Annotated in this window: 19 protein-coding genes and 1 pseudogene; 12 read left to right on the top strand and 8 right to left on the bottom strand. The window is 72.5% G+C overall.

The genetic code is table 11. The annotated features are described in order from the left end of the window. Positions 1–40 precede the first annotated feature (40 nt). Positions 41–1,368: pseudogene (locus AS594_RS26545) on the top strand (hypothetical protein). 139 nt (positions 1,369–1,507) lie between these two features. Here the strand turns inward: AS594_RS26545 and AS594_RS26550 are convergent. After that, positions 1,508–1,909 (bottom strand): VOC family protein, encoded by a 402-nt coding sequence (locus AS594_RS26550; RefSeq protein ID WP_079144816.1) that lies wholly within the window; start codon positions 1,907–1,909, stop codon positions 1,508–1,510. 282 nt (positions 1,910–2,191) lie between these two features. On the opposite strand from AS594_RS26550, the gene AS594_RS47295 reads away from it, so the two are divergent. The 4 genes from AS594_RS47295 (at position 2,192) to AS594_RS26570 (ending at position 6,243) form a co-directional block, all read left to right on the top strand. Continuing rightward, positions 2,192–3,007 (top strand): hypothetical protein, encoded by an 816-nt coding sequence (locus AS594_RS47295; protein ID WP_276207421.1) that lies wholly within the window; start codon positions 2,192–2,194, stop codon positions 3,005–3,007. 113 nt (positions 3,008–3,120) lie between these two features. After that, the gene (locus tag AS594_RS26560) at positions 3,121–4,719 is read left to right on the top strand and encodes an ABC-F family ATP-binding cassette domain-containing protein (protein WP_069929379.1); all 1,599 of its coding nucleotides are present in this window, start codon (positions 3,121–3,123) and stop codon (positions 4,717–4,719) included. Between the two features lie 382 nt (positions 4,720–5,101). Then, positions 5,102–5,323 (top strand): helix-turn-helix domain-containing protein, encoded by a 222-nt coding sequence (locus AS594_RS26565; RefSeq protein ID WP_010987827.1) that lies wholly within the window; start codon positions 5,102–5,104, stop codon positions 5,321–5,323. Between the two features lie 128 nt (positions 5,324–5,451). Continuing rightward, positions 5,452–6,243 (top strand): enoyl-CoA hydratase/isomerase family protein, encoded by a 792-nt coding sequence (locus AS594_RS26570; protein ID WP_069929380.1) that lies wholly within the window; start codon positions 5,452–5,454, stop codon positions 6,241–6,243. 25 nt (positions 6,244–6,268) lie between these two features. On the opposite strand, the gene AS594_RS26575 is transcribed toward AS594_RS26570, so the two are convergent. Then, positions 6,269–7,075, bottom strand: coding sequence for a hypothetical protein (locus AS594_RS26575; RefSeq protein ID WP_069929381.1), 807 nt, complete (start codon positions 7,073–7,075; stop codon positions 6,269–6,271). Positions 7,076–7,169: 94 nt separating this feature from the next. On the opposite strand from AS594_RS26575, the gene AS594_RS26580 reads away from it, so the two are divergent. The 5 genes from AS594_RS26580 to amaP all read left to right on the top strand — a co-directional run bounded on the left by AS594_RS26580 (position 7,170) and on the right by amaP (position 9,589). After that, complete coding sequence (locus tag AS594_RS26580) at positions 7,170–7,655, top strand: Asp23/Gls24 family envelope stress response protein (protein WP_069929382.1); 486 nt, start codon at positions 7,170–7,172, stop codon at positions 7,653–7,655. Between the two features lie 79 nt (positions 7,656–7,734). Next, the gene (locus tag AS594_RS26585; RefSeq protein WP_069929383.1) at positions 7,735–7,926 is read left to right on the top strand and encodes a hypothetical protein; all 192 of its coding nucleotides are present in this window, start codon (positions 7,735–7,737) and stop codon (positions 7,924–7,926) included. 8 nt (positions 7,927–7,934) lie between these two features. After that, positions 7,935–8,279, top strand: coding sequence for an Asp23/Gls24 family envelope stress response protein (locus AS594_RS26590; protein ID WP_069929384.1), 345 nt, complete (start codon positions 7,935–7,937; stop codon positions 8,277–8,279). Continuing rightward, the gene (locus tag AS594_RS26595; RefSeq protein WP_079144392.1) at positions 8,276–9,004 is read left to right on the top strand and encodes a DUF6286 domain-containing protein; all 729 of its coding nucleotides are present in this window, start codon (positions 8,276–8,278) and stop codon (positions 9,002–9,004) included. The genes AS594_RS26590 and AS594_RS26595 overlap by 4 nt, the downstream gene beginning before the upstream one ends. 6 nt (positions 9,005–9,010) lie before the next feature. After that, positions 9,011–9,589: an alkaline shock response membrane anchor protein AmaP gene (gene amaP / locus AS594_RS26600; RefSeq protein ID WP_069929385.1), complete on the top strand. Its 579-nt coding sequence runs from the start codon at positions 9,011–9,013 to the stop codon at positions 9,587–9,589. 81 nt (positions 9,590–9,670) lie between these two features. Here amaP and AS594_RS26605 read toward each other — a convergent pair whose 3' ends face one another. From AS594_RS26605 to AS594_RS26630, 6 genes are all read right to left on the bottom strand, one after another. Further along, positions 9,671–10,426: an SDR family oxidoreductase gene (locus tag AS594_RS26605; protein WP_069929386.1), complete on the bottom strand. Its 756-nt coding sequence runs from the start codon at positions 10,424–10,426 to the stop codon at positions 9,671–9,673. Between the two features lie 4 nt (positions 10,427–10,430). Further along, positions 10,431–12,221 (bottom strand): glycoside hydrolase family 15 protein, encoded by a 1,791-nt coding sequence (locus tag AS594_RS26610; protein ID WP_069929387.1) that lies wholly within the window; start codon positions 12,219–12,221, stop codon positions 10,431–10,433. Positions 12,222–12,310: 89 nt separating this feature from the next. Then, positions 12,311–13,114 (bottom strand): SURF1 family cytochrome oxidase biogenesis protein, encoded by an 804-nt coding sequence (locus tag AS594_RS26615; protein WP_069929388.1) that lies wholly within the window; start codon positions 13,112–13,114, stop codon positions 12,311–12,313. Between the two features lie 74 nt (positions 13,115–13,188). Next, entirely contained in the window at positions 13,189–13,422 is a 234-nt protein-coding gene (locus AS594_RS26620; RefSeq protein ID WP_069929389.1) for a hypothetical protein, read from the bottom strand. A 63-nt stretch (positions 13,423–13,485) separates the two neighbouring features. Next, positions 13,486–14,469, bottom strand: coding sequence for a DEDDh family exonuclease (locus AS594_RS26625; protein ID WP_069929390.1), 984 nt, complete (start codon positions 14,467–14,469; stop codon positions 13,486–13,488). After that, positions 14,466–15,197 (bottom strand): TetR/AcrR family transcriptional regulator, encoded by a 732-nt coding sequence (locus AS594_RS26630; RefSeq protein ID WP_079144391.1) that lies wholly within the window; start codon positions 15,195–15,197, stop codon positions 14,466–14,468. Before AS594_RS26630 ends, AS594_RS26625 begins: the two co-directional genes overlap by 4 nt. A 102-nt stretch (positions 15,198–15,299) precedes the next feature. On the opposite strand from AS594_RS26630, the gene AS594_RS26635 reads away from it, so the two are divergent. Together AS594_RS26635 and AS594_RS26640 are read left to right on the top strand one after the other, a co-directional pair. Then, entirely contained in the window at positions 15,300–16,097 is a 798-nt protein-coding gene (locus AS594_RS26635; RefSeq protein ID WP_069929391.1) for an acetoacetate decarboxylase family protein, read from the top strand. After that, positions 16,097–16,981 carry an SDR family NAD(P)-dependent oxidoreductase gene (locus AS594_RS26640; protein ID WP_069929392.1) on the top strand — a complete coding sequence of 295 codons (885 nt, stop codon included), beginning with the start codon at positions 16,097–16,099 and terminating at the stop codon, positions 16,979–16,981. The genes AS594_RS26635 and AS594_RS26640 overlap by 1 nt, the downstream gene beginning before the upstream one ends. Positions 16,982–16,995 lie beyond the last annotated feature (14 nt).

The following is a 16,995-nucleotide window of genomic DNA, read 5'->3' on the forward strand; positions in this document are numbered from 1 at the left end:
CGCTGCCCTCCCCCTGACTTCTCAGGGCGGACCCCAGGCCGTGACGAACCGGCGTACCCGCCCGGCACCGAGGCCCCCGAGGGCACCCCGCCCCCCGCCGAACTGGCCCGTCAGGCCAGGGCCGTGCTCGCCGACGCCGTACGGGTCGCACGCTGGGCCTCGCCGTCGCCGCGCGGCGCGGCGTCCCGCGTCGAGCCGGGCCGCGACGGCGCACTCTCCGCCGCCGCCGTCCAACAGGCCGGCGCCGAGCTGGACTTGACTGCGCCCCAGGTGCGCGCGGGCTGGGACAGGGCCAGGCTCGCCGGCCTCATCGAACTCCACGGCGACCGCACCCGGCCCGGCTGGCGGCTGCGCGCGTGGGACCGTGACGACGCGGCCGTGCTGCGCGGCTGGGTCGCGCTCTTCGACGCGTGGTCGATCGTCCACCCGGCGCCCGACGGCATCGCCGCCGCCGCCGTGGCCGAGGTCGTGGAAGCCGTCCCCCAGGTGCTCTCCCTCCTTCAGCTCTCGGCGGGTCCGGTGCAGGTGCCGGCCCTGCTCGACCTGCTCGAACAGCGCGTCGCCGAGCTGCGCGAAGAGCGCTGCGAGGTCCCGTACGGACCGCAGCCGCACCAGGTGCCCACTCCCTCGTCCCCGCCCCCCGCCGTCTCCCTTCCCCGGCTCCTCGACTGGGCCCTGGAAGGCCAGGCCGCGGTCGGCGCCCTGACCCTCGGCCCCGGGCTGGCGACACTGACCGCCCTCGGCAACTGGGCGGTGTGGGTCAAGCTCGAACAGATCTGCGTCGCCGCGCAGAGCCCGGCGGGGAACATCGAGCAGTCCGCAGAGGACATGCTGCGCGGCTGCGCCCGCCTGACGCCGGGCCCGGCGCGCGCCGAATACCGTGCCTGGCTCGCCGCCCGAACCGTCTCCAGCGCCGTCACCGAGCTCCTCGAAGCCGCCCGCGGCCAGGACGCGCTGCTGCGCGGACTCGCCTTCGACGCCCTGCGGGTCGTCGGCGCCCCGGCGGAGTCCGCCGTACGGGCCGCGGCCGACGAGAGCTCGCTGCGGCCCTACGCCCTGCTGTGGCTGGCGGAGTACGAGGGCGCCGATCCCGAGGACGCCCACGAGACCCTCACCCGCGAGGAGTCGACGTGGCTGTGGGTCGACACGGCCGCGGCCGTCGCGGACCACGGCGAGACCCAGTTGCTGGTACGCCACCTGGACGCGGCGGTGCAGTCGACCGTCCCGGCGCTGCTGGAGGAGGTCCAGGCGATCGGGCACCCCCGCACCGTCCAGGTCCTGGTGGCCCTGGCGGCGGCCCACCCCGACCCGGCCCTGGCGAAGGCGGTCCGCAGGGCGGCGTTCCAGGTCCACACGGGCGGCGTGTAGCACCGGGACGGGCCCCGCCTCCCGCACTTCGGCCTCGGTGGCGCCTCTCCCCGCGCGGCGGGCTCCCGTCCGCCCTCGGTCCGGTCGCGCGACCGGACCGAGGCCGGGCAGGGGCGAGCGCCCGTGGCCCCTCGCGGTGTCAGCCGCCGATCGCCGGGGTGTACGTGCCGAAGCTCCAGATGTTGCCCTCGGGGTCCCGGGCCATGTAGTCCCGGGAGCCGTAGTCCTGGTCGGTCGGCGGCATCAGGATCTCCAGCCCGTGCTCCACCGCCCGCGCGTGATGCGCGTCCACGTCGTCGACCACCACGTACACACCCACCGGGCCCGCGTCCGCCATGGCCTTGGCGAAGACGCCCTCCCGGCCGTGCGACCCCACCATCACCGCACCGTTGCCGTAGGCCAGTTCCGCGTGTTCGACGTAGCCGCTCTCGCTCTCGTAGAGCGCCACCTCCCGGAAGCCGAAGCCGTCCTTCAGCAACCTGATCGCGGCCTTGGCGTCCTTGTAGAGAACCGTGGGGTACATGCTCGGTGCACCGGCCATGCCGATCACCTCATCCTCTCGTCGAATGCGCGGAGTGTGACGTGGATCTCAGTCTCGCACCGGCCACTGACAACGCGACTTCTCGCCGGGCGCAGGCGTTCGGCCGATCCGAGGTGATCTCCGGTCGATCCGCTTCCGTCCCTCGCCCGCAGCGCCACGGACAGGGCCGAACGAGGGGCGCGGCCGCCCCGTCCCGCCGTGTCGGCCGGGCCCGCCGCCCCGCCCCCGGCGCCCGCGGCTACGTTCTGTCCCTGACCATGGGCGGCGCCGCTAGGGGGACTCGTGACTGCCAGCACGCCAACGGCCGCGCCGGCTGGTGCCGGCCCCGGTTCCGCGAATCCCCGTACGCCGACCGCCCGGCCCCCGCGAGCCTCCCGTGTCCCACCCGGCCGCGCCCTGCGCATCGCACTCACCCTCGCCACCGCCGCACTCGCCCTGCCGCTGGTCACCGCCGCCCACCAGGCCCGGCCCGCCCCGTACGGCGACCGGCTCACCGCTCACAGCGCAGCCGCCCGCCCCGACCCCGCCCTGCGCATCACGGGCGAGGCGGTCGAGGCGTACGACGGGAGGACCGGGCGGCGGCACTGGACGCACACCCGCCTGGGGCGCCGCCCTCTCGCCGTGCGCCCGGCGTCCGGCCACGCCTTCGCCCTGTGGAGCGACGGGCTGGTCACCGACACCGCCCGCACCACCGGCCGTACGGTCCGCTGGCACCGCGCCGTCCCCGGCCTCGCCCACCGGCTCGCGGCCGGCGGGCCCGGCCGCGCCACCGGTGTCCTCCAGCCCCTCGGCCCCGGGACCGGAATGCTCGCGGTCGTCACCCCGCAGCGCATCGCGGCGTACCGCACCGTCGACGGAGACCTGCGCTGGGTGCTGCCCGCCGCGCCCGGCTGCGCCTTCGACGCCCGCCGCACCGCCCGCACCGGCGGTGCGCTGCTGGTCGCGCAGCCCTGCGGCGCCGCCGCCTCCTGGACCACCGAACTGGTCGCCGTGGACGATCTCGGCCGGATCGCGCCCGGTCGCACACCGCTTCGCAACACCCGGCCCGGTGACGGAACAATGCCCGGCCCGGCGGCGGAGGCCGCGCCAGAAAAGTAGTTGCGGGCGACCGTTAGACTGGGTCTATGGCATCTCTCCTTGTGCATTAGACGGCGTCGAAGAAATCTCTCCGTCCGTCCCTTCCGCCGTCCATACCGCCCTGGAGTTTTTCCTTGATCACCGCCTCCGGCATCGAGCTGCGCGCCGGCGCCCGCCTCCTCATCGAGTCCGCTTCCTTCCGTATCGCCAAGGGCGACCGCATCGGTCTCGTCGGCCGCAACGGAGCGGGCAAGACCACCCTCACCAAGTGCCTCGCCGGTGAAGGAACCCCCGCCGGCGGCATCATCACCCGCTCCGGCGAGGTCGGCTACCTCCCGCAGGACCCGCGCACCGGCGACCTCGACGTCCTCGCCCGCGACCGCATCCTCTCCGCCCGCGACCTCGACTCGGTCCTGCGCAAGATGCGCGAGAACGAGGAGCGCATGTCGAACGGACAGGGCGCCACCCGCGAGAAGGCGATGAAGAAGTACGAGCGCCTGGAGACGGAGTTCCTCACCAAGGGCGGTTACGCCGCCGAGGCTGAGGCCGCCACCATCGCCGCCGCGCTGGGCCTGCCCGACCGCGTGCTCGGCCAGCCCCTGCACACCCTCTCCGGTGGTCAGCGCCGCCGCGTCGAGCTGGCCCGCATCCTCTTCTCGGACGCCGACACCCTGCTCCTCGACGAGCCCACGAACCACCTCGACGCCGACTCGATCGTCTGGCTCCGGGACTACCTGAAGACCTACCGCGGCGGCTTCATCGTGATCTCCCACGACGTCGACCTCGTCGAGACGGTCGTTAACAAGGTCTTCTACCTGGACGCCAACCGCTCCGCGATCGACGTCTACAACATGGGCTGGAAGCTCTACCAGCAGCAGCGCGAGGCCGACGAGAAGCGCCGCAAGCGCGAGCGCCAGAACGCCGAGAAGAAGGCGTCCGCCCTCAACTCGCAGGCCGACAAGATGCGTGCGAAGGCCACCAAGACCGTCGCCGCGCAGAACATGGCCAAGCGCGCCGAGCGCCTGCTGTCCGGCCTCGAAGCGGTACGCGTCTCCGACAAGGTCGCCAAGCTGCGCTTCCCGGACCCGGCGCCCTGCGGCAAGACCCCGCTGATGGCGGAGGGCCTGTCCAAGTCGTACGGCTCGCTGGAGATCTTCACCGACGTCAACCTGGCCATCGACAAGGGCTCGCGCGTCGTCATCCTCGGCCTCAACGGCGCGGGCAAGACGACCCTGCTGCGCCTGCTCGGCGGCGCCGAGAAGCCCGACACCGGCGAGGTCATCCCGGGCCACGGCCTCAAGCTGGGCTACTACGCCCAGGAGCACGAGACCCTCGACCCGGAGCGCTCGGTCCTGGAGAACATGCGCTCGGCGGCGCCCGACCTCGACCTGGTCGCGGTCCGCAAGACGCTCGGCTCGTTCCTTTTCACCGGTGACGACGTCGACAAGCCGGCCGGGGTCCTCTCCGGCGGTGAGAAGACCCGTCTCGCGCTGGCCACCCTCGTCGTCTCGTCCGCGAACGTCCTGCTCCTCGACGAGCCGACGAACAACCTCGACCCGGCCAGCCGCGAGGAGATCCTCGGCGCCCTGCGCACGTACAAGGGCGCCGTCATCCTCGTCACCCACGACGAGGGCGCGGTCGACGCGCTGGAGCCGGAGCGGATCATCCTGCTGCCGGACGGCGTGGAGGACCTGTGGGGCCCGGACTACAAGGACCTCGTGGCCCTCGCCTGACCCCGTCCGGTCCCGTCCGGTCCCGTCCGGTCCCGGCTCTGGCGGGCCTGATCCACTTCCACTGGATCATTCGGCTTACGGGTGATCCTTCATCTGAGTGAGAGCCTCTCGTACCCCGGCGTGTCATGCACCGGATTGCGGCCCGCCCCTTCTGGGGCGGGCCCTTTGCGTCCAGCCGCCCCACCCACCGCGCTGACCAGCCCCTTTCCCGCGATCTTCGTCCGAACCTATGACGGAGAAGAGCCGGAATCCTGCACTCCGATTACGGCGGACGGTTCCTCACGGGCAAACGTTGTTGTACGGACCTTGCCGAATGGGTGGCCAGGAAGCCGGGAAGGGGTGATCATGAGAGTCCAGAGCGCACTTCCTTGAGGAGGCACGGGTGGCCGAGACTCTGAAGAAGGGCAGCCGGGTAACCGGCGCCGCGCGCGACAAGCTCGCGGCAGACCTGAAGAAGAAGTACGACTCCGGTGCGAGCATCCGGGCGCTGGCCGAAGAGACCGGCCGCTCCTACGGATTCGTACACCGGATGCTCAGCGAGTCCGGCGTCACGCTGCGGGGACGCGGCGGGGCGACACGAGGCAAGAAGGCCACTACGGCCTGACCGCCTCGGGCGGGCCCGGCCCATCGGTTTTTGGGCGGTGGTCACCCGGTCGATCGCAGGATCGCCCGGGTGGTTACTGTGCAGTCACTTACTGACCGCACGACTGCCACCCGAACCGGAGGCGCCACATGGCTTCGCTCGACTCTGTGCTCGACAAGGACGGCGTACGACTCACCGTCGAGGACGCCGTTGCCACGGTGACCCTGACCAATGCGGCCAAGCGCAACGCCCAGTCTCCCGCTCTGTGGCGGGCGTTGACAGAAGCCGGACGGTCTCTTCCTGGCAACGTGCGGGTCGTGGTGCTGTGCGGCGAGGGCAAGTCCTTCTCCGCCGGCCTGGACCGGCAGGCGTTCAGCCCCGAGGGCTTCGACGGTGAGCCTTCCTTCCTCGACCTCGCACGTGGCTCCGACGAAGAGCTCGACGCGGTCATCGCCGAGTACCAGGAAGCGTTCACCTGGTGGCGGCGCAGCGACCTCGTCACCATCGCCGCCGTACAGGGCCACGCCATCGGCGCCGGTTTCCAGCTCGCCCTCGCCTGCGATCTCCGGGTCGTTTCCGAGGATGTGCAGTTCGCCATGCGCGAGACCAGCCTCGGCCTTGTCCCCGACCTCACCGGTACGCACCCGCTGACCGGTCTGGTCGGTTACGCGCGTGCGCTGGAGATCTGCGCCACCGGGCGCTTCGTCCACGCGGCGGAGGCCGAACGTATCGGCCTCGCCAACCTTGTCGTGCCCACCGGAGAACTCGACGGTGCCGTGCGGGACTTGGCCGGCGCGCTGCTGGCCGCGCCGCGCGATGCCGTGATCGAGACCAAGGCGCTGCTCCAGGGCGCGGCCTCCCGTACGTACGAGGACCAGCGCGTCGCGGAGCGCGCCGCCCAGGCCCGCAGGCTCCGTGACCTGGCGGGCCTCGGCGACTGACGCGCCGACCGCTTCGCCGGCCGGCTCACTCGACGTCGGTCACCAGGACGGCCACTGTGGGACGGCCCTCCTGGGATGCCGCGACGGCCCTGCGCACGGCGACGGCGACTGCCAGTGCGCGGTGCCCCGGCGCCGTCGCCAGCTCGATCTGCACGTGGTCGTCCCTCAGTCGGACCGGGGCGCCGAGGACGTGGGTCAGGCGTGCCACACCGGGGACGGCCGTCGCGGCAGCCGCTGCGGCGGCCCTGCGGGCGGTGTCGCCCGTGTCCGGGCCGCCTGCCCCGCCCTCCGGCGCCGTCTCCGGTTCGCCGGGTTCCCCGCCCGGCTGTTGGTCCGGCTGTTCGTCTGGCCGTGCGGAGCCCTCCCCGACCGCCTCTTCGTCCCGGCCGCCGTGTCCCTCGTCCGGGGGAGTGGCCGGGACGGGTTCTTGGCCCGCTTCCACCAGGTCCGTCACCCGCAGGTCCACCGCCGTGACCGCGAGCCCCAGCCGGGCAGAGGCCGCCTCCCGCAGGGCGATGCGCAGCCGCTCGGCCCGGTGCGGCAGCGGCTCGCCGCCCGTGTCGGCCGTCAGGTCCGCCTGGATCCGCAGCGGCCCGGGCGGCAGTGCGCCGGGCGGCGGCGGAACGGCGGGCTCGACAGCCGCGTCAGGGTCGGTGAGCCCGATGCGCAGCGACCCCAGCTTCACACCGGGAACGGCCGCCGCCGCTCGCCGCAGAACCGAGTCGGCCGCCTTCTCCGCGAGCCATGCGCCGTCCGCCGCCTCGCCCAGGGGCAGCAGTCTGCCCAGGCCGAGTAGTTGCCGTACTGCCCGGGTCATTCCGTCAGGTGCCATTGCTCCAGCCTGCCGCATCCCCGGCGCGAGATCGGGCAACCGGCCCTAATCTGGGCAGTGGAGTCCAGTACCGCCCGGAAAGGGACGAACGGATATGACTGACACCACGCGGAACCGGCCGGACAATCCCGACCAGGGGTCGACCGGCGAGGAGGCGAAGAAGACCTCCATGACGAAGCGGGGTGGCGGAGATCCGGCCTCCCGCGGTCGTACGACGATCGCCGACGGTGTGGTCGAGAAGATCGCCGGCCTCGCGGCCCGCGACGTCCTCGGCGTACACGCCATGGGCAGCGGGCTCTCCCGCACCTTCGGGGCCGTGCGCGACCGGGTGCCCGGCGGGGCGAAGTCGGTGAGCCGGGGCGTCAAGGCCGAGGTCGGCGAGGTGCAGACGGCCCTGGACCTGGAGATCGTCGTCGACTACGGCGTATCGATCGCCGATGTGGCCCGCTCGGTCCGGGAGAACGTCGTGTCGGCCGTGGAACGCATGACGGGCCTCGAAGTGGTCGAGGTCAATATCGCGGTCAGCGATGTGAAGCTGCCCGACGAGGAAGAGGACGAGCCGGAGCCGCGTCTCCAGTAGACCGGAGCCCCGTCTTCAGTGGACGGGAGCCCCGTCTCCGGTGAACCGGATCCACGTCTCCAATAGAGGGAGCAGCAGGATGAGCATGGCGGTGGTTGGCCTTGTGGCCGGTATGGCGCTCGGGTTCGCCGGGTACTTCGGTGGGTTCGGAGCATTTCTGCTGGTGGCGGCCTTGGGCGCGATCGGCTTCGTAGTGGGCAAGTTCGCCGACGGCGACCTCGAACCAGGCGACTTCTTCCGCGCCGGTGAGCGCGGCGGCCGGCCGAGGTGACCCCCGCGATGGCCACCGGTCAGGTCGAGGCCGCCGAGCGCGGAGCGACCCGGATCGCCGACCGGGTCGTCGCGAAGATCGCAGCCAGGTCGGCGCGCGAGGCACTCGGAAAGGTGCCGGAGGGCGGCAAGGCACCGCACGCGACGGTGACCGTGCACCACGACAGGGCGCGGGTGCGGGTCGTCCTCGAACTGGGCTACCCGTCGGACATCGGCGGGCAGTGCGGTGCGGTACGGCGTGAAGTCGCCCAGGGAGTAAGTACGTTGGCGGGCATGGAAGTGTCCGAGGTGGCCGTTCATGTCGAGCGGCTGCACTCGGCGCAGGCCCGCACGGCGCGGGGGAGGATCCGATGACCGGACCCGGACCCGGACCCGGATCCCGGCCCGAGCGCGACGGCCCCGGTGGTACGGGCGACCCGCGTGAGACCGGAGACAACGGCCGTACGCAGCGGCTTCCCGTCATCTCCCGCGAGCAGGACGGCTCGTCCGCCCCCGTGCGCGAACCGGTGCCGACCCTCCAGGAGGAGGACGGCGGGAAGGCCGGGCGCTTCTGGTCCGCGCGGCGGGTGCCGGCCGCGCTGGTCGCCCTGCTGGCGATCGGCTGCGCCGGTCTCCTGCTGTACGACATCTCGGCGGTACGGGCCGGTCACCCCGCGATGCGCTGGCGGCGCGAGCTGGCCGACGGTCTGGCGACGCGGCCCCTGGACGACACCTGGGTGCTCGTCGGCGCGGGCGTCGCGGCGGCGCTCGGGCTGTGGCTGCTGCTCCTCGCGCTCACGCCCGGCCTGCGCGCGATCCTGCCCATGCGGCGTACGTCCGCCGACATCCGCGCCGGACTCGACCGGAAGGCCGCCGCGATGATGCTCCGCGACCGGGCCATGGAGGTGCCCGGCGTGCAGTCCGTGCGGGTGGCGGTGGGGCGCTCCAAGGTGCGGGTGCGAGCTCAGTCGCACTTCCGTGAACTCGACGATGTGCGCGGCGACCTGGACACGGCGCTCACCGCCGGGATCAGGCAGCTCGGCCTGGCCGGCCGGCCCGGCCTGTCCGTGCACGTCGGCCGTCCGGCGAAGAAGGGGTGACGAGCGATGCCCAAGAAGGTCAACCGGGTCCTGCTCGGGCTCACGGGTCTGGTGCTGCTGGCCGTCGGCGGAGGAGTGCTCGCCACCGGGCTCGGGATGTCCGTTCCGTCGTGGTGGCCCTTCGACGGGCGCGACGATGTGCTGCTGAGCGACGCGGACCGCACGCGGTGGCGGGACGAGGGCTGGTGGTGGCCGGTCGTCATCGCGGTCCTCGCCGTACTCGTCCTGCTCGCGCTGTGGTGGCTGCTCGCCCAGCTGCGCCGGCACCGGCTCGCCGAAGTGCTGCTCGACAGCGGTGACGGTGAGGGAGCCGTGCTGCGGGGGCGGGCGCTGGAGCACGTGCTGGCCGAGGAGGCGCGGACGCTGGACGGGGTCGAGAAGGCGAACGTGACGCTGGCCGGGCGCCGGGACGCGCCCCGGGCGCGCGTCGCGCTCCTCCTCGCACCCCACGCCGAACCGGCCGAAACGCTGTCCGGGCTCACCCAGGGGGCGCTGACCCATGCGCGGGACTCGGCGGGCCTGGAGTCGCTTCCGACGGAGGTCCGCCTGCGCGAGGTCAAGCACGGAGCCCGGCGGGTGAGCTGACCGACCCTGTGCTTCGGGGCCGGGGCCGGATGCCCGAAGGGCGTCCGGCCCCGCCCCCCGTTGTGGGCTGGGGGCCTGGGCCTAGAAGCCGTGACGGGCGCCGCCGTCGACCGGGAGCATGATGCCGGTCAGGTAGGACGCCGCCGGGGACAGCAGGAACGCCGCCGCCTTGCCGAACTCCTCCGGCGTGCCGTAGCGCCGCAGCGGAATGCGGGACTCGTTCGCCGCGCGCGCGGCCTCCGCGTCGCCGGACAGCGCGTCGAGCTGCCGCACCCGGTCCGTGTCGATCCGCGCCGGCAGGAGGCCCACCACCCGGATGCCGCGGGGGCCCAGGTCGTCGGAGAGCGACTTCGCGAAGCCGGCCAGGCCGGGCCGCAGGCCGTTGGAGATGGTGAGGCCGTGGATCGGTTCGTGGACCGAGCCGGAGAGGACGAAGCCGATCACGCCGCCCTCGGACAGCTCGGCCGCCGCCACGCGGGCGAGCCGTACCGCCCCGAGGAAGACGGTTTCGAAGGCCGCCTGCCACTGCTCGTCCGTGTTCTCGGCAGCGACGCCCGGCGGCGGGCCGCCGACGCTGATCAGGATGCCGTCGAAGCGCCCGAAGTGCGCGCGGGCGGCAGCGATCAGGCGCTCCGCGGCCGCCGGGTCGGCGTTGTCGGCGGCGACACCGACCGCGTTCGGCCCGAGTTCGGCGGCGGCGTCGGCCACCGCCTTCTCGTCCCGGCCGCTCACCACGACCTTCGCGCCGTCCGCCGTCAACTGCCGCGCCGAGGCGAAACCGAGCCCGCGGCCGGCTCCGGTGACGACGTACACCCGGTCCTTCAGTTCAAGATCCATGGGGTCATCCTGCCGTCTCACCCCCGTCGAGGGCGAGAGCGGACCCCACAAGACCGATATGACTGAATGCCTGGGGGAAGTTCCCGAGCTGCCGGCCGGAGGCCGGATCGTACTCCTCGGCGAGCAGCCCCACGTCGTTGCGCAGCGTCAGCAGGCGCTCGAAGAGCTCCCGGGCCTCCTTCACTCGCCCCGTCATCCGCAGCGCGTCGACGAGCCAGAACGAGCAGGCGAGGAAAGTTCCTTCGTCGCCGGGCAGCCCGTCGACGGTGAGGCCGTCGGTGCTGTAGCGGCGGATGAAACCGCCGTGACTGAGCTCGGACTGCACCGCCTCGACCGTTCCGACGACCCGGGGGTCGTCCGGCGGCAGGAAGCCGACCCGGGGGATGAGCAGCGTGGCGGCGTCGAGCTCCCTGGAGCCGTAGTACTGCGTGAAGGTGTTGCGCTCGGGGTCGTATCCCCGCTCGCACACCTCCCGGTGCACCTCGTCGCGCATCGCCCGCCACCGGTCCGCGTCGCCGTGCAGCGCCGGGTCCTCCTCCAGGGCGCGTACGGCGCGGTCGGCCGCCACCCACGCCATCACCTTCGAATGCACGAAGTGCCGGCGCGGCCCCCTGACCTCCCACAGGCCCTCGTCCGGCTCGCGCCAGTTGGACTCCAGGAAGCCGAGCAGGCTGAGCTGGAGGTTCCACGCGTGCGGCTTGGGGCGCAGGCCCCAGGCACGGGCCAGGTGGAGGGAGTCGATGACCTCGCCGTACACGTCGAGCTGGAGCTGTTTGACGGCCGCGTTGCCGGTACGGACCGGCTTGGACCCCTCGTACCCGCTCAGCCACGGCAGTTCCGTCTCGGGCAGCCGGCGCTCACCGGAGAGGCCGTACATGATCTGGAGGTCGGCCGGATCGCCGGCGACCGCGCGCAGCAGCCAGTCCCGCCAGGCCGCCGCCTCGGCGATGTAGCCGGCGGCGACGAGCGCACCGAGGGTCAGGGTGGAGTCGCGCAGCCAGCAGTAGCGGTAGTCCCAGTTGCGTACGCCGCCGATCTCCTCCGGGAGCGAGGTGGTGGGTGCGGCGACGATGCCGCCCGTCGGGGCGTAGGTGAGGGCTTTGAGCGTGATGAGGGAGCGCAGCACGGCCTCGCGGTAGGGGCCCTCGTAACAGCAGAGGGCGGCCCAGTCCTCCCAGTCCTGGAGGCTGTGCTCCAGGCCCTCGTACGGATCGGTGAAGGGCGGCTCCGGTTCGTGCGAAGGGTGCCAGGTCAGGATGAATGCCACCTTCTCGCCCTCGGCGACGGTGAACGACGAGTAGGTCGTGTACTGCTGGCCCCAGCTCTTCACCCGGTCCGCGGGCTCGGCGCGCAGCCACACGGCGTCGGGGCCCGCGACGGCGACCCGGTGCCCGCCCGTGCGGCGCATCCACGGCACGATGTTGCCGTAGTCGAAGCGCAGCCGGAGTGTGGAGCGCATCGTCACCTCGCCGGAGAGACCCTCCACGATCCGTACGATATCGGGCGCCTTGTCGCGCTGCGGCATGAAGTCCGTGACCCTGACCGAGCCGGAACGGGTCTCCCACACCGTGTCCAGGATGAGGGAGTCGCCGCGGTACGAGCGGCTCGCGCAGGCGCCCGCGCCGGCCGGGGCCATGCGCCAGTGGCCGTTCTCCTCGTCGCCGAGCAGCGCGGCGAAGCAGGCGGCCGAGTCGAAGCGGGGCAGGCAGAGCCAGTCGATGGAACCGTCCTTGCCGACCAGTGCCGCGGTCTGGAGGTCCCCGATGAGCGCGTAGTCCTCGATGCGTTGGGTCACGCACACTCGTGTTCCCACGCGGGCAGGGCGTTAAGCGATGCCGGACCGTGCCGCCCGGCGGGCCCCGGGCCGGTGCCGGGCGGGCCGGTTCACGCGTCCGCGGTGGCGGGCTCGGCCGGTGCGCCGTCGCCCGCGCCGGACTCGGCCGCCGCGGCGCGGTCGCGCTTTTCGCGGCGTACGAGAACGAACCAGCCGAACGGCACCGCGGCCGCGAACAGCCACCACTGCACGGCGTACGCCATGTGCGGACCGATCGAGTCGGCTTCCGGCTCGGGCACGAGCTGCGGCTTCGGGCCGGCCGGGACGGGCTCGCTCTGCTCGATGTAACCGCCGAGGACGGGCCGCGAGAGCGCCTTCGCCTGCTGCTCACTGTTGATCAGCATGACCTGCCGGGGCGGCAGACCGCTCAGGTCCTTGATTCCGCTGCCCGCCGTGGTCTCGTCGGCCTTGAGGCGCCCGGTGACGGTCACTTCGCCCTTGGGGGCGGCCGGGACCTCGGGGAACGCCTGCTGGTCGGCGGCGAAGGGGACCCACCCCCGGTTGACGAGGACGGCACGGCCGTCGTCCATGACCAGCGGGGTGAGGACGTGGAAGCCGACCTGGTCGTCGGCGTCGGTCCTGCGGCGTACGACGACTTCGTGCGCGGTGTCGTACGTGCCGGTGGCGGTCACGCGGCGCCAGTAGTCGGCGCGCGGGACGGTGTGACCGGGGGAGGTGATGCCGTCGACGGGCACGGGCCGGGCCCTGAGGTTTCCCGCGATCAGCTCGTTCTGCGCGACCCGGTGCTCGTGCCGGTGCAGCTGCCAGAAACCCAGCTCGACCATGGTGGGAATGAGGACGAGCGTCAGGAGGGTGAGGATCACCCACTGCCGGGACAACAGGAAGCGGTACACGTCCTTGACGGTACCTGGCGCGCGGTGGTCCCCGGCGGGTGGGTCACCCGCCGGGGCGAGCCGGAAGGTGTGCGTCAGACCTTGTCGACGATGCCCACCTTCCCTTCCGCGCGTGCGCAGTGGGCGCCGCAGAACCAGCGGCCCTGGACCTCCACGCCCTGGCCGAGGATCTGGACCCTGCAGTGTTCGCAGATGGGTGCCATCCGGTGGATGGCGCAGGCGAAGCAGTCGAAGACGTGCACCGCGCCCTGCGCGTGCACTTCGAACGCCATGCCGTAGTCATTTCCGCATACCTCACAACGTGCCATGCGCCACAGGGTGGGACCGCGGGCGGCGGCAGGGCGAGTGGGCGGCGGGCGAGTCGCCGTCAATCACCCGTCTGCCGGAGACACGTCCCGCAGCAGCTGGGTGAAGGCGGCCTCGTCGACGACGGGGGTGCCGAAGGACGTGGCCTTGACGGTCTTGGACGTGGCCGAGCCTGGGTCGTTGGTGACGAGCAGGCTCGTGAGCCGGGACACACTCGTCGCGACGTGCAGGCCCGCCTCCACCGCGCGGTCCTCCAGCAGCTCGCGGTCCACGGAGGTGTCGCCGGAGAACGCCACCCGCATGCCCTGCTTGAGTAGTTTGCCCGGTTCGTACCGCCCGGGGTTCGGGTACGGGCACGCCGGCCGCTTGCGCGACGGGCGCCAGCTGCCCATGCCTCCGCCCCGGTACGACGCCTGGTGGCCCACCCTCGGCGTCGCGGGCGAGTCCGACCACTCGGTGAGCGGCAGGCACTCCAGCAGCGGCAGCCGCACGCCGCCGTGCGCCGCCGCGTGCAGGCTCGGGCGGAACGCCTCGGCCAGTACGCGCGCGTCGTCGAGGGCGTGGTGCGCCCGTTGCTGTACGACACCGAAGTGTGCGGCCAGCGACTCGAGCTTGTGGTTGGGCAGCGGCAGGCCCAGCTCCTTGGAGAGCGCGATGGTGCACAGCCGCTGCTGGACGGGCGCGGTGCGCGCGGCGCGTGCGTACTCGCGGGCGATCATCGACCAGTCGAACATCGCGTTGTGCGCCACGAGCACCCGGCCGTCGAGCCGCTCGGACAGTTCGGCCGCGATGTCCGGGAACAGGGGGGCGCCCACGAGGACATCACTCGTCAGGCCGTGGATCCACACGGGACCGGGGTCCCGCTCCGGGTTGACGAGCGTGTACCAGTGGTCCTCGACGTCCCCCCGGTAGTCCAGCCGGTAGACGGCAGCGGAGACTATCCGGTCGTCGCGCGCGAGCCCGGTGGTCTCCACGTCGACGACCGCGTACCCCTTCGGGTAGGCGGTCGGCCACGGCGCTGCTGTCGATTGGTCTTCGAGCATGGTCACTGAGGATACGGGCCGTCACTGACAGCCCCGTCCGCCCGGGTGAGCAGACCGTCCACCAGAGCCTTCACGGAGTTGACGAAGAGGCGTTCGGGATCGGCGGGCCGGGCCAGGGCCCGCGCCAGCGCCGGGTCGTGTTCCGCGGTCAGCTCGTCCCACAGCTCCTCCTCGCCGGGGCGCTGCACCGGGGCGCGTTCGCGGTTGCGCTCGACGAGGACGTGCCCGACGGCCTGGAACTGGACCGCCCGTACGGCCTCGGCGGCCCGCGCGCCGCGCAGACCCGCCGCGTGCACCTCGTGCACGAGGGCCCGCTGGGCGGGCAGGAACATCCGCTCGGTGAGGCCGCGTTCGTGGACCATCGCGATCAGGTGGGGGCGGTCGAGCAGCTCGCGGCGCAGACCCCGGGCGACCGAGACGATGCGGGAGGCCGGGGTGCGGCCGGACGGGCGGATCGCGCCCATCTCCTCGACGGTCCGCTCGACGAGGGCGTCGAGGAGCGACTCGCGGTTGCCGACGTGCCAGTAGATCGAGGTGACCGCCGTACCGAGTTCGGCGGCGAGCCTGCGCATGGTGAGCGCTCCGGGCCCGTGCCGCTTGACGAGGGCCGCGGCCGCTTCCAGGACCTCGTCACGGGTCAGCGCGGAGCGCGGACCGCGTGGCCCCGTGCCGCCCGTGCCGCTCTCCCCGCCCGTGCCGCTCTCCCCGCCCGTGGCCTGTGTCCTGCGTGGCATGGAGCCCCCAAATCCCGTACGTGCACGGCTCTTTCCCCTTCATCGGCGTCGGTGTAACAGTGTTACAGGTTCCTGGGTCCTCCCGACGAAGGGCGGTACGACATGGCACGCGTACGGTACGGCGCGCGGACCGAGGCCGAGATCGCGGCGGCGCGCGCATCCGCTTCCGCGCTCCCGGACATCTGGTCCACGGGTGTGGTGGCCCTGTGGGAAAGCGACCCGGACGCGGTGGCGGCCGTACTGCCGCCGCCCCTCAAGCCCGCCGGGCGGCCGCTCGTACGGGCGAACATCAGCAAGGTCGACCTGCCGGGGTACCCGCTGGGCGCGGGTTCGGTGGCGGTCGCCGCGGTCCACGACGGCGTCGCCGGCTGGTACCCCCTCGTCATGCCGATGACCCATGAACGGGCCCTCGTCGGCGGCCGTGAGGTCTTCGGCGAGCCGAAGAAGCTGGGCGAGGTGACCGTCGACCGCGACGGCCTGGTCGTACGGGCGGCACTCGCCCGGCACGGCATCGCCTTCGTCGAGGTGCGGGGCGCCGTCGAGGGGCCGCTGCCGCTGCCCGGACCGGCCCGGAAGATCGACTTCTACTACAAGTTCCTGCCGGCCGTGGACGGCCGGGGCTTCGACGCCGACCCCGTCCTCGTGCACTGCGTCCGCAACGAGAAGGTGCGCAGGCTGGAGCGGATCGCCGGGGACGTGGTGCTGCGCGAGTCGATGTACGACCCGGTCGCGGATCTGCCCGTACACCGTGTCGTGGAGATCACGATCGGTGAGAAGACCACCGACCAGAACGGGCGCGTGGTGGAACGCGTGAGCGCGCGGGCACTGCTCCCGTACATCCACCAGCGTTACGACGACCCGCGGCAGATCCTCGACGGCCCGCCGGAGGGGAGCGTCTGATGCGGCTTCGGGAGGGGCAGGTCGCCGTGGTCACGGGCGCGGCGAGCGGCATCGGTCTCGCGATGGTGCGCCGGTTCGCCGCCGGGGGACTCAAGGTCGTACTCGCCGATGTGGAGGAGACAGCGCTGGAGAAGGCCGCGTCCGAGCTGCGGGCCGGGGGCGCCGAGGTGCTCGCGCGCGTCGTCGACGTCAGCGAACGGGAGTCCGTCACCGGGCTCGCGGACGCGGCGTACGACACCTTCGGCGCGGTGCACGTGCTGTGCAACAACGCGGGTGTCGGCTCCGGCGCCGAGGGCCGCATGTGGGAGCACGAGGTGAACGACTGGAAGTGGGCGTTCGCGGTGAACGTGTGGGGCGTCTTCCACGGCATCCAGGCTTTCGTTCCCCGGATGATCGCGGGCGGGGCACCCGGGCACGTCGTCAACACGTCGTCGGGCGACGGCGGAATCGCACCGCTGCCGACCGCCTCCGTGTACGCCGTCACCAAGGCGGCCGTCGTGACGATGACCGAGTCGCTGTACGCCCACCTGAGGGCGGAGAACGTTCCCGTGAGCGCGTCGGTGCTGTTCCCCGGACCGCACATGCTCCGTACGGGCCTGTGGGAGTCGCACCGCAACCGGCCCGCCCGCTACGCCAAGGAACGGCCGCGCAGGACGCCGTACCGCAGCCTCGGCCAGTGGGAGGCGGCGATGAGGGAGGCGGGGCACGAGATCGAGTTCACCCCGGTCGAGGACGTCGCGCAGACCGTCGTGGACGGTATCACGGCCGACCGGTTCTGGATGCTGCCGGCGAGCGAGCACAGCGACCGGCAGATCCGCGCGCGGTCGCGGTCGATGCTCGACCGCTCCAATCCGTCGTACCTGGAGAAGTTCATTCTCGACTGAGGCCCCACCGAGGG

The sequence above is a fragment of the Streptomyces agglomeratus genome, from assembly GCF_001746415.1.
GTDB lineage: Bacteria > Actinomycetota > Actinomycetes > Streptomycetales > Streptomycetaceae > Streptomyces > Streptomyces agglomeratus.